Here is a 16,037-nt window from a genome sequence, read left to right as displayed (position 1 = left end):
TGTACTGGATTACTGAAATAACCGCGTGCTTCAATTGGCTGCCATCGCAGCCAACCGCCGTTTCAAACCGCAGCAAAAAATTCAGTCAATTACTCTCAACAGCCTTTTGAATCCGGGTGACAGTCAAATCTTCCAATCGATACTGGTAACTCTCGACTAAATTTTCTGTCGTTACATTGGAAATACCCGTCAGCAACTCCAGCTCGCCCAGCTTTTGAAAGAAACCTTTCTTCTGATACTTATTCAACAATTCCTGATTAATTTCAACCAGATTGGTATTATTCGCAGTACATACACTGATCCATTGCTCACGCTCCTGCACTGCAGCTGCCAATAGCTGATTATCGTTTTGAATTTGACGGGCCTGGTCAATAATTTTCTGTTGTTTCTTTAACTGTGTTTGCGCTCGTTTCTGCGCTTTTTCCAAATCCGACTCCAGCTTACCTTTAATACCCTGAAGATTTTCCGTGTTGGCGCGATAACGATCAATCTCTTGTTGCAACGGCTGCAATCGTTTGACTTCCGCTTCCAGACTTTTAACCTGCTGCAATAGTTCGGATTTCTCCGCTTCCAACGCCGCTTTCTCCTGACCCAATTGCCGCAGCATGCCTTGCGCTTTTCTTAACGCCTGATCTCCGGCATTACTCTGCTTAGTCGCTTGTGCATGAATGGCTGGCGCGTTCAATGCCAACACACATAGCAGCCAAGATGTTAAAACAGCCGTTCCTTTTATTCTCATTGATCCAAACCTCTCATCTAAAAACGCACATTCAGATCCAGCAACAGCGAATCTACGTTGAGTGTCGGTCCATGAATAGCGGAAGCGCTCATCCAGCGGAGGTTAACCCAAGTGTTATTGGCAATGCCATAATTACCCCCGATCCACCAGCCTTGCGCATTGGTGCCGCCCAGATGAAATACCGAATCCGTAAAGGCATCCAGCACTGCATCACGTTCGATATACCGGTAAGCAATAAATGCATTCCAGTTCTTAAACTTCAGCGCATCACGATCGCCCACATCCATACGGAATTGGTACGCGGTGGTCTTGTCTCGATTATCGAGCAAACGGCCAGCGAATTCACGCTGTATCCGGTTCGCGTTATAGCCAAAGTTCTTTGTAAAATCAAAAGTAAACATGACATTGATTGGCGCAAATCCGGCGTAGTCATACAACGCAGTAAAGTTAAAGATATTGAAATCGGATGCCAAACCATACAAGCAACCTTGACCTACAAAGCTTTGCGTGCTGTTGCATCGGCTATTGATCGGTGTGCCGTCAAGCTCGTTACCCTCATTCACGTTAATCGGCACCATGGTATTGCCCCATTGCACAAATTGCGGCGCTGTCCAATCGTTGGCAAAGCTATTAGGGGCATTGGCGCGAGCACGTGTATTATGAAAATGATAGAAACTAACCGCCGCTTTGAAGCGGGATTGGTCATGAACTAACCAATCCACACCGGCCTGACCACCGAACAGCCATTTATCCCTTTCCGACAGATTGACTTCCTGAATCGGAAAAACGCCGACCGTAGCAAACATTGTATTCGGTGTTTGCGGCCCCATATTAATACCGAAACGGCCGCCGAGATCGACCAATGCGGGCGGTTTATAGTTTTTAACATTGGGGGCATCTTCGTTAAAGCGTTGCCGGAAAGTAGCCGCGAATCCCTCGAAACTCAAATCGGAATCGTAGACGACGTCGGTAGAGAAGAATGGATTGCGAAAACGACCGCCGTACACACTGAACCGGTCTCTACCCTTTTCGTCGCGATAATCGTATTGCAAGAAACCTCGATCGATTGCCAATTCATAACTCTGTCCGGTAACCCCTAAGCTTTGATCGTTGGACACCGGGTTGCGCATATTGCTGGTCGCCAAGCGGACGCCCGCTTTGAGGCTATCGGTAATATCCATCTCAATACCGGCACGAAAACGCTGGCTGAAACGCAAACGATCAAACTCCGTATTTTGAAATTCTTCGTTTCTTTGAAAAGCCGGAATATGACCGCCATCCCGATTAATCGCTAAATAATCGAGAAATGGGGCATTACCATTTCCAAAAAAATCATTTGAACCCCGTAAGCGCATATCAAAGGTTAACCTTGTTCTGTTAAGCCATTCCGGCAAAGCAGCGGGAACACCCCATGCCTCTTTCTTCGCATTGGCCTTCACTTCTTGAACAACTTCATCTTTAAGATCCGCGCGGACCTGCTGGCGTATCTCATCCTTGACGAATTCCGGCACATAGCCGACGAAAACCGGCCCTTTTCCTTTTACCTTTTCTTTCTCGCCAGCCGGTTTATCCGGCACCGTGCTTTTCACAACTTTCGGCTCCGCCACCTGTTTTTCTTCGGCGCGTTCTTTCGCTATTTGATCTTTAGCTTCTTGCGCTGCTTTCTTTTTCGCCGCATTCACCAGCACCTTGGCTTTCTCTTTGTCCAACAACCCTTGCTCAACAAATAATTCGATCAAATTGGTAGTGGTATTCTTGAGTTCCAGAAGCTCCTCGCGTTCGTTAGCGATTTTTTCCTTGAGCTTGAGCAATTCGCTCTTTTCATCGGCCATGACCGGCACCGGTATCATGCTGGCCAGTAAAACGGCGATGATCATTCTCGAAATCATTACATTTCTCCTGAAAATAATAGGTCTCAGGCTAGCGGTAAATACAGTCATCATTTGCTTCGTCACGTTAAATCCTTGATATCAATTTTATTTTTAGCGGTTGCGGCATATTTTGCGGCGGCGCTTTACCGATCGCGATGCGCAGCTTGGGCAGTGCCGCCTGGATGCTCTGGTCGACATCTTTCTTACCACTGGAGCCGATCAGTTCCGCGCGGCCAATACGCCCATCGGGATTGATCCAGATATTCAGCAACACGCTATATCTTTCTTTTCGGGCGCCACTGTCAGCCAGCAGCGTTTGTAATTCTTCTTCTAAACTTTGCTTGACCTGGTTGCCATACCACAAAATGGCATTTCCACCGCCCCCGCCCAGCAAACCGCGCCCGCCTTTTTTACCGAGCAAACCGAAACTATCGCTTCCGGCAGCGCCTTCCGCATCGAGTCCTAACTCATCACCGGCGGGTGCGTCCGCATCCGTATCGTCCGGCGACGGTTCCGGCTCACTTTCAGGTTCGGGCTCCTCAATGGGCTGCGGCTCCGGTTCCGGAATCTTTTCCTCGGGTGGAGGAGGTGGCGGAGGCGGAGGCGGCTGGATAACCGTAATCTGCTGGACTGGCTTTTTAGTTTGTACCGGTTTATCGAACTGGCTTTGAATGTAATAAATGACCGCCACAATACTGAGCGCCAGTGACACTCCGATAATGATGGGCAGACGGCGTAGCCAGTGCTCGTTTTTTTTCACTTCGGACGAACCCTACTTCACCAGTTTCTGTGTAACCAAGCCCAGCTGGCTAATCTCAAGCCGCGACACCACATCGAGCACTTCAATGACCTTCTCGTATTGAATCGTAGCATCCGCCTTGAGTATCACCGGCAAATCCGGATTGGCTGCTTTGTATTGCCCCAGCCGGGTTTCCAGGTCGGCAATCGATACCGGATAAGTATCCAAATAAATGGTGCCGTCCTGAGTAATCGAAATGGCCTTGGTTTTGGGTTTGCTTAATGACGGTGTGCTGCTGGCCTTCGGCAAGTTGACCGCAATCCCTTCCACTGACGCGGTCGTCATGATGATGAAAACAATCACCAATACATAAGCCACGTCCAGCATCGGAGTAATGTTTATATCGTCATAAATTTTGTCGTCCTCTCCAACTTTCATGACTCGCTCCTTTTTTGTCTTTCGGCGATACGTTCGGAAACCACGGCCAGAAACTCATCGGTGAATACATGCATATCAGCCGTGATATCTTTGATTTGCACCAGCAAATAGTTGTAGGCAAACAAGGTCGGAATGGCGACGGCAAGACCGGCAACGGTAGCGGCCAATGCCGCGGAAATACCGGGGGCGATTGAATTGATATTAACGTCGCCGGTTGCGGCGATCACTGCAAAGGTAATCATCACGCCCATGACCGTACCCAGCAGCCCGAGGAATGGGCCGCCGGAAATCGAGATTGTCAGCAACACCATATTTTTGTTGAGCTTCTGATGCTCCCGGACAACCGCGGCATCCAACCGGGCACGAATCACGTTCAATGCTTCGGAACTCAGTGTTGTCTGATTGCCATTGATCCGCTTACGTAATTCTTGTACGCCGACATGATAAACACGATAGATCGGAGAACCCTGGAAGTGGTCGTGCTTGCCAAACATCGCCAGAAAATCGGAATCTTCAGCCGGTTGATCCTCGTCTTTTTCGTCGTGATCCAATGAGTCCAAGTTGGATACATTAATATTGCGGTATTGATGTAAAAACGCAGCATTCTCCTTTCTCGCCTGCTTCAGAGTGACACCCTTGCTAATCATGACCATCAGACCGATAACCAGCATCACGCCGCACAAAGCAATCACGACCCAACCGTCGACCGTCAGGTTCTCCAGAATAATCCGGCCATAATTGACACTGGCGCCGCCTTCCGCCGATTCGTCGGAACCGAAATTGATCACGGTAAAATCGGGGCTTTGGCTACGGAATTGCAATTTAATCCAATCCGGACTGCGCGCAATCTTGGCGATTTGCACTTCATCCAGCCAACCGGTCAGATGCGCTCCTGCTTCGGATGAGCCGATTAAAAGCGCCGGTGAAAATGGTTTCAATGCAATCGGCGCGTTAGCCACCTGTACGCCATCGAGATAAAGCAGCAAATTGTTTTTCTCAACCACCAGCGCCAGATGCTGCCACTGTCCCGGAGTCAAGCTGATTGCACCGGTTTGGTTCGCACTACCGCTGCCGTTTTGATAACTGGCTTGTACAAATGCGCCCTGTAACTTGATTTCAAGCTGCGCAGTGGCATCCTTGGCCTGCAGAATCGTGGCATTCTGCTCCTGCTCGGTTCTAATCCAGGTGCTGAATGTCCAGCCATTTTCCGGATCGATCTCCAGCGCCGGTTGCGCCCCTGTTTTAATTCCGCCTTGCCCCTCAAAGCGCGCAGCAGCGGCGATATATCCATTCGGATCGATAATGGCTTTGGAATCGTTTGCGTGCAGTAAATAGGCCGTCGCATCTTGAGGCAGCGCTTCGCCCTCCTTGAAATGGTAGGTCAGCACTTGATTGACATCGTAAATGCCTTGGGGATCGGAACCGTTTGCCGCATTGGCATTGCCGTAATACATCGTGAAATTGTCACTACCACTACTGATACCGCCACGAACCACGGGTAATTTGACCCAGACCAATCCAAGCTCTACCAGTGAATCGATCTTCTCCACATCATGCTTAAGCGCGGTTTTATCCTGCTGCATAAAGCGCAGATCTTTACCGTTTTCCGCCAGATCGAGAAAAAAACCAAAATTGCCGCTGTGCAAACGCACCAATACCGGAAAATCCTGCACGGTACCTTGTATATCAGCCCCGGTGATGCTGGCATCAACCGTCAATTGTTTGCGTGAAGGCCATGCATCGTTCCACCAGGCACGGCCCTCCACAGATACTAATGTCAGTATCAACAGCAATATAAAACGATGCATAAACAAAAATTTCTTCATTAACCAACGATTCCCATATCAAAAATAAATACCGTGCGTTTAATCACCGCAACCTTTCTTTCCTTCCTTGATGTCTTTCACACTGCAATCGCCATAACTCACCACATCAGTGCTCAACATGCTGACTCCCTTCTGTTTATTCTTGTCATCCTGATCGCGCCCTGAACCTCCACGCGACGCGGATTGCGATGCCGATTGCGCCGCGCTGGCAGCAGCGCCATCCGCACCGGCCACGCCGGTCGGCGCGACAACACTGGTGGGCACACCCACCGTGCCGCCCGAAGCTTGAATATTGGAAGCGCCAATCACCGCCGTTGCCGCAATCACAATTTGACTGCCGCTGATACCCGCTTCACCGGCATCCACCACCCCCACCGGCGCGGCCAATACCACATTTCCCTTCCCGACCGCTTGTATGCCGCTGCCGGACACGATCGGCGGGAAAATGGTGACGATATTGCCGCGCTCATCCACCACGCTGACTGGCGGCGGTGCGGAGATCGCTGACTTAGCGCCTTTACCGGCATCGATGCTGCCTTCGGACGACCACACGAGAATGTTGCCACCGAGTAAAGTAAAGACGCGCGATTGATTGACATTGAAATTGTCATTGACTACAGCACTGAGATTACCCTTCTGCTGTACGACCAGACCCAGTTGTTCCGGGGTTTTACGAATCCCCGCCAATTGTCCGGCCAGGCCGACATCGACATTACCCCCGGGAACCGCCAGATTGATGTCGCCACCGTCCAACGTTTTAATCTGACTGAATACCAAACCGAGATTTCCGCTATAGGATTCATCCGGAAAAAGCGTTTTGATCGCTTCGAAGCCGCGTTCGTAAAGATCCTTGCGTTTTGATTCGGGCGCAGCCGCCGCAGCCGATGCGGATTCTTTGATTTCATTGTAAAAAACATTCAACAACGTACCCAGATGCTGGCGCTGTTCAGCTTCCGGCAAATCGGCAAGCCCTTGCAGGATTTTTCGATATTTGTCGGTATTCTCATAACGCTTGATAAAACCGGCCAAATCCATTTTCCCGGCCAAACCGGTCAGAATCGTAATCGCCGCTCCACCTTCGTCGCTCAACGTGCGGTTGAATAAATTGCCGATGGTTTGAATGCCGTTGGAGCTGCCGAGATTGATGCTTTCCCCAGCCAGCACTTGCAATTGACCCGGCCCGCCAAGCTCCAGCTTTCTGATATTGGAAAGAATATTTCCATCGTTATTGATGATCGTGTCGTACAGGATATTTCGTCCCGCTTGTACGCGAGTAATATCGTCAGCCGCCAGATTCTGGCCTTTCAGGGTCAGATTCTTGATGTCCCGGCCTGCAACAAATTCGGCAGCCTTAGGCAAATAAAAGGTCGCTTCCTTATCAGTGGCGAATGCGATGTCACCCAAATGCGCAATGACCGCAGGTTTGCTGACGTTGCCCAAATGTACCGGGACCGGCGCATTGATAAGGAGCGGATCAGGCGTGGTCAGATTCAGACGTTCGCGCGCGCGGATAATACCGCTGACCAAATTGCCTTCGACTTGCTGCGCGGGTGAAGCGATACCTGGCAACAATGAAATATCCGTATTGGACATGCCGATATTAAAGAACTGTGCGGCGCTTCTATCTGCGGATATATTTCTCTGCGCCAGCAGCTCAAATTGACCTTGGGATGACGGAAACAAGGTCATCGAATTATTGACACGGATGTCGCCGGAGTACGCAACCGTTTTCAAAGTGCCCGGGTACACGCTGAAACCGAACCCCGATTCGGGGCTGTTATTCAGGACCACGCTGCCGCCGGTTGTTGCAAGTGAAATGGCACTGCGATCACTGTAAGTAAAAAAGCGCGAATCGGTACCGCCGGAACCAACCGGTAAAGAATCCTGACCGCGTATCGTGGAATTGCCCACGGATGCCAGAACCAGGTCATTGCGCGCACTGACATTGACCTGCGCATCACCTAGATGCAGCGCGTTTCCTGCTTCCGCCGATGCGGAGTAACTGCCGCCTGCGGTTATATTGGCCTGTCCCTCGCCGACATAATATTCGCCACCGGCGATGTTATTACCAGCCGTAACCGACAATGCGCCACCGCCATTAATCTGGGTACCGTTAGCACTCCAGGTGGTGGCAAAGCCGGAAATGGCACTAATCGTCCCGAGCGGTTTACCCGTGGTGGGCAGCATTGCGGATAAATTGCGGATATCCCCGCCGGCTTCAATCGTAACCTCACCGCCGCCCAACGCACCGACATTCTGATTAAACGTTCTAACACCGCGGCTACTGAAAGTATCGCCACTGATATTGATACCCCAAGCTGTGGGCCGGTGATTCACGTCCCAAACGCCGCTGCGCACCAGCCAGTCACTGATTTTTTGGCCGGTTGCAATGCCTTGTATGTCTCCCCCGGCATGGATCGAGATGTCGCCGCCTTGCGTCGGATAATCCGCCGCAACAAACTGCGTGCCCAGCAAAACCTCATTGGCAAAACCATACCGCAACACACTGTTTAACCACGCCGGATCGAGACGGTTCAAATAATTGGTGTCAGATTCGCCGGAAAAACGCGCAGGCGCGCCGGGAATACTGCCCGCCAATAACTGACCGCGCGTGTACTGTGCGGGTGTGCCCATGGTATAAATCGCGGCCGCGGCTTTTGCATCGCCGGGATTACTCAGGTAGCGCACATCATCTCCGGCTTCCACATCAATACTGCCGGTACCCGTCCGGACCACCACCTGGGCCGGGCTTGATCGATTATCGGTTGCTGCCAGATTGATATCGCCGCCTGCATATAAACCATAACTCCAGGATAAACCCGGCTGTATCATGTCAGGGAAACGGTTTTCCGGTTTCTGGCCAACGATGGGGGTTCTCGCAAAGGCGTCGGTTAATGAGGCATTGATATTGAGATTGTTATTGGCTCTCAGAGTGAGAAAGCCCGGCAATGTTTTTTGTCCGTCCGAAGCCGAGTAGCGCCAGTTGGAATCCCAGCTCAGCGTTTTTTCATTCCATGCGCCTTCCATGAAATCCCAGCGATCTTGCAGCGTCAAATCACCTTTGCTTTGTATTTCTATGCCCGGCAAAAATTGCAGTGCCGTTCCGGAAAGATTCGCCAGCAACGGCCTGTTCGCCATGAATGCAGCGGTGTCGGCTTTCCACGCTTGGATGGCATCGCTCGTAATGACCGATTGACCGGAATAAACCCGGGCCGCTTCGAGCACCGCATGATTCGGATCAGCGCCGGTAATGCGCGTATTGATCGCTGTAACGTTAACGGCATGATTCGAATCCCTGCCGGTGCGTAAATGGACATCCCCGCCAGCGCCGCCACTGCCGCCGGAAACATCGATCGATGCGCCGGAAGCGGATAAATCCAGCAAGCCGCTACCGGCGTCCTGCCGGTGCACGGTATCCAAGGTCACGCTGCCGCCTTTTGCGCCATTCGCAGTAGATTTAGCCGCAATTGCGCCGGTGGAACCCAGCGCGATACCATTAGCGCCGTAGATATTGACGGAACCGGCAGCATCGCCCCCTGCATCGATCCGGCCTGCGATAGTGACTTTCCCTTGATCGGCAGTCAGATTGAATTGATCGGCTTTGATCGTATCGGCCGCAGCGATTGCGATATCGCCATGACGCTGGCGCAGGCTTAATTCCTGATTAAATCCCGCCTCCGCTAATTTGGCGTTCAACGCGGACAAACCATCCGCGCCAAAATTATCCGCGTCCAAGCGGATGCTTCCGCCTTGGGTGTTTGCAGAAGCCGATGCGTCAATATCACCGTGCCAATTGAACTGACCTTTGGGAACTTGAACGTGCAGCGTGCCAGCCTTGCTGGCATGCTCAATCTGACTGGCTTCGCTGCCCGCCGCACCGGCAAGCCGGATGTTCGCGTCGCTTTCAAAATTAATATTCCCAGCATCGGCCGACAATACAACGCGCCCCGCTGGCGCATATCGAGTCAGTTCTGCGAATGGCACGGCACGGCCTGAAACATCGATCTGTGCACCGCTATTCAGATTAATATCACCGGCTAACGCATGTAACTCAAGAATACCTCCCGGCAGATCAAAGAAACCATTACCGGCAATTGCATTGGCTGTTACCGACCATGCCGATCCCAGCCCTGCGGATCTTCCCGGCACAGTGCTGCCCAGCCGGTTAAAGTTGATTTGATGACCGCTGGCATCAATGCGCGTAGTGGAACCGGAATTACCGGCAAAATAAGCGGCATTCAAATTCAGGTCTCCGGCTACGCTTAATGAACCTGGCTTGGCCAAAGTGCTATTGCCGGTTTGCGCATCCTGCATTAACCCCAATCCGGTAATCGCATTGGACACATTGAAGGTGGTGTTACCGAAACCGGAAATGGCATAGTCGCCTTCCGCCAGCAGGATATTTTTCGCATTCAGCGTTAACGCGCCTGTACCCGTGCCGGTCCGGGCGGAATTGAAGCCCGGATTTCTGAAAGTAACGCTATCCGCATTGATCTGCGCACCGAGACCCGCATTATTGAAGCCATTGATTCGCGCTGCGTTGATTTCAAGCTGCTTCGATTGCAAAACGACATCGCCGTACAAATCGAAATCGGATGTACTGATTAACTTCAGCTCAGTGAGATTCAAGGGAATATTCTTCAGCACCAGCCCTTCCGTGCCAAGCGGCGCGGCGCCCGCGCTGATGCGGCTGGATTTCAATGCCAGCGAACCGCCATTCATATCGATAAGACCGTCAAATACCGTATTTCTGGTGGAATCGAGCGCCATGGAAGCGTCCGCTTTCAGCCGCGCGCCTTCTTCAATGGTCAAAACACCGGTACTGCCAGTAACACTGCGGTCACGGTTCAGTCCCACTTGATTGAAGGAAGAAACCCGCAACAATGCGCCATCGCTATTGGTTGCGCCGCTGTTTTCGATAAACAAATCCGCCGCCGTGCCACTGCCATCTTTTTTGCTTTCGATCAGCGCACCGGAAGAAACTCTCACTTCATCACGTGCCGCCAAAATGATTTCCTGGCCCTGCAAATGACTATTTCCATCGATATTCAGGTTTTGTGCGGTTACCGTTACCCGTTGACCCCTCGTATCTTTTCCACGCACCCCGCCGAGCAGCAAGCTGGGAGCATTTAAGCGGTTCAGATCGTCAGCCAGTAATTTGACTGTACCGGGAACCGGCGCCAGCAAATCTTCCTGGCGGCCTACAATGGCTAAGCGGTCGGCACTGATATCCACTTGCCCGCCCCTGCCGTTTTTGGCGGGAACCGCCGCCAGATCCGCTGCCAGCGTCAGATGCTCACGCGTGGTGATTGCCAGACTGCCCGCATCCTCGGGCAACTGTGGACGGGCGATGCCCTTTTGCTCTGCCGCTTTGGCAAAAAACTGATTGGCGGAATAATTGGTATATTCGGAGAAGAGTCTCGCCTGTGTTCCCGGCGCCACCGAGAAACCTTGCGTGCGGGGATTTTGAATATCGGCGGCCGCCGTGCCGTAGTGCCCGGAAACAATCGTTGCGCCGGTAAAATCAGTAAAGCGCTGACTCGGTGTAATATCCGGAATATCCGGTCTTGGTGTGATCAGATACGCGCCGGGTAACAAGGCGTAGTGTGCAGGCAGTAAGGTATACCAGCCCTCTTTCAAGGCGGAACCGGCGCTCAGATAAACGCTATCGCCGGCATGCAAATTCGCTGATGAAAATTCCAGCGGATCAATCGGCGTCAGGGCCGGATTGAAACCCGGCATTACCGCGAATTTAGGAACATAACCGGCAGCGCGCGGATCCAGAATATCGCGTGACCCGCCCGGACCCGGAATGAATTCGTAGGCATACAAATCGCCACCGCCCGACAGATCAAGCTTGGCGCCTTCTTGCAATTCAACGTTGGTACCCGTCAGCGCCAGCCGTTTTTCCGGCGGCGACGAAATCAGCCGGTTAATTGCGCCATCGGCTGTCATCGGGTACAACCAATTAATACCCGCCGCACCGCGGCCAAACGGTACGGTTAAGCTGTTGCCCGATACCGAAGTATAACTACCGTGCGCCAATACCAAATGATTACCGGCATTCAGATTAATGCTGCCGAATGGAACCTCGATGGTGCCATGTTGCTTAATGTTCGGCGCGTTAATCGTCAGACTGCCACCTGCGGAGAGCACCGGTGTTTGTGCACCGGAGCCTTGCAGAATAGTCAGCGTTTCCTGCCCAGTACCGCCGAGCGCAAACGTATAATCGGTCAATGTCGCGGTATACAACTGCGAGGCGGTTATCGCCAAATCACCCGCAAATTTGAATGTGCCGAGAAAGTTTTTCGTGTCCGGTCTTATCTGAATGCCCACGGCGCGCACATCGCCTTCGCTGAATAATTCAGCCTGGCCAAAACCGTTAAAACTCAGGCCGCCAACCAAATCAATTCCTTTCGCCGCCACCGAAAACCGCCCTGTGCCGCCCGCTGCATTTGGCGCCAGCCGGGTATCGAATAAGCCTTGCGATAATTGCGTATCGATACGGCTTTGCGTGGATCCCAGCGCGGCATAGGTTGTGTTCAAACTGACCTGGTTGCTGGAAGTCTCGATACTGGGTGTATCCAGAATGATTTCCTTATGCGCTGCCAGCTGCATATCGCCATTGAAACGAATGCTTCCGCGGTACTGGCCATCGCCGCCAAGCACATCGGTTTTAAGCTGTAATGCGTTGAATCCGGAGTGGCTTAATTGATCATTATTGAAAAAAGCCAAGCCATTGTAACGTTCCGTATTGATATTACCGCCCAGCGATAAATCGCCCGGTATCACGGGATCTGATGCGGCTGAAATAACGATGCTGCGCGGTCTATTGGTAAGCGCGGCCACATCGTCCGGGAAAAAGCCGCCGCCCACGGGGAATTCCGGTTTATCGCGCAGCCCTTTGTTGATTTCGGCGGACAGTGTGCCGCCGCCGGAAGCCGTGCCGCCATCCGCTTTGAAGGTACCGTCGATTAACATCCCTTCACCCGCTTTCAAAGTGACTTGACCGCCAAACGAAGGGATATCGCGTGAGACCGGCACAAATGCATTGCCGCTTTGATCCGGCTCACGAAAATCAACGCGTTCGCGCGTACCGCTCACATCGATTAAAGAACCGGCATAGCTGACGATGTAACCTCTATTGGCGATGAGATCGATATGCCCGCCCGGCAAAACATCGCCCATGTGCAAGCCATAAGGATTCAACTGTTCTTTGAAAACACCCCGTGCATTCAGGCTGCTGTTTGCACCCAGCCAGATGCCTTGCGCGTTATAAAAACCGGTATCGCCACGCGCTGGCGGATCGATGGTTGCGCTGATTGTCCCGGCGGGTGCATCGATACCGCCTTCGATCAGGATAGAAGTTGCCGAATTCATCTCAACCCGGCCGCCAATATCGGTTTTAATCGATGCGCCTGCGCCGATTGTCAATTGCTCCTGGCGATTCTGCGCGATCGACGGTGCAACTGAAAGATGCAGATTGGCGGGCTGGCGGATTGCTTCCGGTAATGTCACGATCGAACTGAATGCCGTCAAATCAGCGCCGGTGGGCTGGGTGGCGGCATTGGTCGACAAATAAAAATTCTGCTGAATAGGACGGACGTTGACATTATCGGCCACTTTCAGTCCATAGAGATTCGCACTCAAACTAAAATCGGAGAAACCGCCCTTCTGGAAAAAATCCGGCGCCAGCAGCAAAGGCTGGACAGTCGAAGCGGAACGCGCGGGCACATCCGCAGCGCTGCCAATAACCACTTCATTGGAAGCCAGATGCAGCTGACCGCCTTGATTGAGCGCGAAAGCCGATAACTCGCCATCGAGTATCAAGCTGGATGATTTACCGCCCGGCTCGACAGTAGCCGCTTCAAGATGAACCGATCCGCCGCGCCCCCCCCGGGTGCCACCGATGATTTGCAACCAAGCGCCGCCATTGGCGTTGATCAGACTGCCATCATTTAACCGCAAATCCCCCTGTTCGCTGATCAGCGTGACCGAACCGCCGTCAACCGATACCGGATCCAATGGCAGGCCCGAACGGATGTTCTGCAGATCATTCACCCAGCGCCCGCTGACATCGATTTGTGAATGCGCGCCCAAGGTTATCGGGTTCGGCAGCAACTGATCGCTATTGACGACCACCGGCTTGAAAGTGATATCGCCAGACGGTGCTGTCAGCGATCCTTGAATGTCGCTACCGCTCGCCGCTACCGTCAACTTGCCGCCTATGGGCAATTCAAGTTGCACATCCGGGCCGATGGTAACCGAACCGTTGGTCGTGACACTGACGTTCCGTACGCCGGATTTTTTGAGATTTTCCGCATCGATATTCAGTGCGATGGGTTCTTTTTTATTAGCCTCTCGCGGTATTGGCGCATTCGGTTTCAGTGCCGGTACCGGCGGATCCATGTTCTGGCTGAACACTACATTTTGTTTACCGAACAGGTTGTTCCGGCTTAAATCGATCGAGAAATTGCTGCCATCGGCGCGCTGAGCTTGTTGTCTCTGCAAGGAACCATCAACAGTCGTGCCGTCCAGAACACCATTCAGCATCGCCTCATAGGCATTAATCGTCAGATTGCCGCCCGCTTTACCTTCGATATAACCGCGTTCAAAGTGCTTGAGCGCCATGCCGGAAATCGCCCAGCTTTCGGTGATGCCCCATTTCGGATGAACTTTTGTGAAATGATTCAGTATGGCGTCATAAGGACGGTTGGGATCGGCGTGCGCAATATCGGAAACAAAGCCGCCGGAAACCACTTTAGTGGTTTCGATATAGCCATCGCGATAGGCAACCGTACCACCGGAGAAATCTATCTTGCTGCCCGCTTGCGTAATCACATCGCCGCTGGAAGTCAAATTGATGGAACCGCCCGCTGTGCTGCGCTCATCAATATTCCGCTCAATGCGATCAACCGCGCCCTTGATATCCGCGATCGGGATGGTAGCGCTGGTCAGTAAACCGGTATTCGGGTCATAGACCAGCGTCGCATCGCGCAAATCAACCGATACTTTCTCGGCAAATAAAACGCCATTACGTTGAAAAGGCGCATCGCGCAATTCGTTCTTGCGCAACTCGACTTGCACAACATTACGTTCCATCGGCAACACGACGTTCTTGACTCCGGATGCATCGATTGTGCTGCCGGTTTCAAGATAGATGCGGGCGCTTCCTTTAATGGACGCATCGGCCAGATTATCCAGTGCCTTGACATCGATAATCCCCGATTTTGCTTCGAGCACGGAGCGTTCTTTCAAATGAACTTCGTGTGCGCTGATTTCAATTTTGGAGGATTCCTGCGGCTGCGCATCGATGGCCTTCGCCGTTTTATCGGCATCCAGATCAACGCTGGTGCGGCTGCCTTCGGCCAGCGTCACGGTGGCGCTTTTGCCTAAACCATCATCCTTTTCGGTTCTGCGTGTCGTGACGCTGCCCGTTAATTTTCCGCCCGTGCCGCTCGGATCTTGAATACCTTCACGCGCCAGCAGCCGGACCGATCCGTCCAATTGCACCGAAGTAGTCGCCGACGCAATGCCTTCCTGATTCACGGCAAAGCCGATTAGACTCGCATTGCCGCGTTCCGCCAGAATCTTGCCGATATTATTGACTTCACCGCCGGTTCCGACTTCGACCAAAAGCCCGCGAATATCGGATTTGGTACCAGCCTCTTGCAAATACACTTTATCTTGCGCCCCAGCAAGAATGGTCTGGCCGCCTGGTGTTTGAATCGTGCCTGCATTGGTAACCACAGGCGCCGCCAGTATCACACGGCCATTGTCGCCGCTGGTTTTAATCTGCGCGCCGGCTTCGACAAAAATCTGAATCTTTATTTTTTCGCCATTCGGATCCAGGATGAACTGACCCTGCTCGTTCTTCAGATAAATCTCACTATTGCCTTGCAAGGCTGCGGCATTATTGATATCGAAAACCTTGGTAATACCGCGCTGGAACGTCTCTTCGCTGATACCCAAGGTCGTGGCTACCAAAGCATTCACATTGACTTGCGAGTCCTTACCGAAAAGAAAGCCGTTTTGATTGACCAGATAGACTTGGCCATTGGCCGTCAAGGAGCCGAGAATACGGCTAGGATCAGCCTGGTGAATATTGTTTAATGAAATGGCCGTTGCGGAAGGCTGATCGAATTTGACACTATTATGTTCACCGATATTGAAGCTCTGCCACTCCAGCGTCGCCCGATCCGAGATCTGTTTAATAATCATACTGTCACCGGAAATACTGGCGGCAGCTTGCCCATGCGATGCGAGCGCGGCAGGATCAACCGGCACCGGCAATTCGGCGCGGACATCATAACTGTTGCTCATCAGGGTGATGCTACCGGCCAAAAGTGTGCGTATCGCCAGAAACAATGGTTTCAGCTGGAAACTATCATTCGCGTATGTTGATTGTTTGTTCTTATTCATAC

6 protein-coding genes are annotated in these 16,037 nt (G+C 52.2%); all 6 read right to left on the bottom strand.

Annotation, left to right across the window (positions count from 1 at the left end):
* Positions 1-85: 85 nt before the first annotated feature.
* Positions 86-739: a hypothetical protein gene (locus tag R2083_RS01520; protein WP_317537279.1), complete on the bottom strand. Its 654-nt coding sequence runs from the start codon at positions 737-739 to the stop codon at positions 86-88.
* 17 nt (positions 740-756) lie between these two features.
* Complete coding sequence (locus R2083_RS01515; RefSeq protein WP_317537278.1) at positions 757-2,628, bottom strand: putative porin; 1,872 nt, start codon at positions 2,626-2,628, stop codon at positions 757-759.
* 67 nt (positions 2,629-2,695) lie between these two features.
* The gene (locus R2083_RS01510) at positions 2,696-3,370 is read right to left on the bottom strand and encodes an energy transducer TonB (RefSeq protein ID WP_132427260.1); all 675 of its coding nucleotides are present in this window, start codon (positions 3,368-3,370) and stop codon (positions 2,696-2,698) included.
* Between the two features lie 12 nt (positions 3,371-3,382).
* Positions 3,383-3,787 (bottom strand): ExbD/TolR family protein, encoded by a 405-nt coding sequence (locus R2083_RS01505; RefSeq protein ID WP_132427258.1) that lies wholly within the window; start codon positions 3,785-3,787, stop codon positions 3,383-3,385.
* Complete coding sequence (locus R2083_RS01500) at positions 3,784-5,613, bottom strand: DUF2341 domain-containing protein (RefSeq protein WP_317529787.1); 1,830 nt, start codon at positions 5,611-5,613, stop codon at positions 3,784-3,786. Before R2083_RS01500 ends, R2083_RS01505 begins: the two co-directional genes overlap by 4 nt.
* Before the next feature lie 39 nt (positions 5,614-5,652).
* Complete coding sequence (locus tag R2083_RS01495; protein ID WP_317537277.1) at positions 5,653-16,035, bottom strand: filamentous haemagglutinin family protein; 10,383 nt, start codon at positions 16,033-16,035, stop codon at positions 5,653-5,655.
* Between the last annotated feature and the right edge of the window lie 2 nt (positions 16,036-16,037).

The organism is Nitrosomonas sp. Is35, from assembly GCF_033063295.1.
GTDB lineage: Bacteria > Pseudomonadota > Gammaproteobacteria > Burkholderiales > Nitrosomonadaceae > Nitrosomonas.
This window is presented reverse-complemented; position numbering and strand designations above follow the sequence as displayed.

Bases quoted from the DNA above. Each gene is read 5' to 3' on its own strand.
- R2083_RS01520 (WP_317537279.1), bottom strand. From the start codon at position 739: ATGAGAATAAAAGGAACGGCTGTTTTAACATCTTGGCTGCTATGTGTG.
- R2083_RS01515 (WP_317537278.1), bottom strand. From the start codon at position 2,628: ATGATTTCGAGAATGATCATCGCCGTTTTACTGGCCAGCATGATACCG.
- R2083_RS01505 (WP_132427258.1), bottom strand. From the start codon at position 3,787: ATGAAAGTTGGAGAGGACGACAAAATTTATGACGATATAAACATTACT.
- R2083_RS01500 (WP_317529787.1), bottom strand. From the start codon at position 5,613: ATGAAGAAATTTTTGTTTATGCATCGTTTTATATTGCTGTTGATACTG.
- R2083_RS01495 (WP_317537277.1), bottom strand. From the start codon at position 16,035: ATGAATAAGAACAAACAATCAACATACGCGAATGATAGTTTCCAGCTG.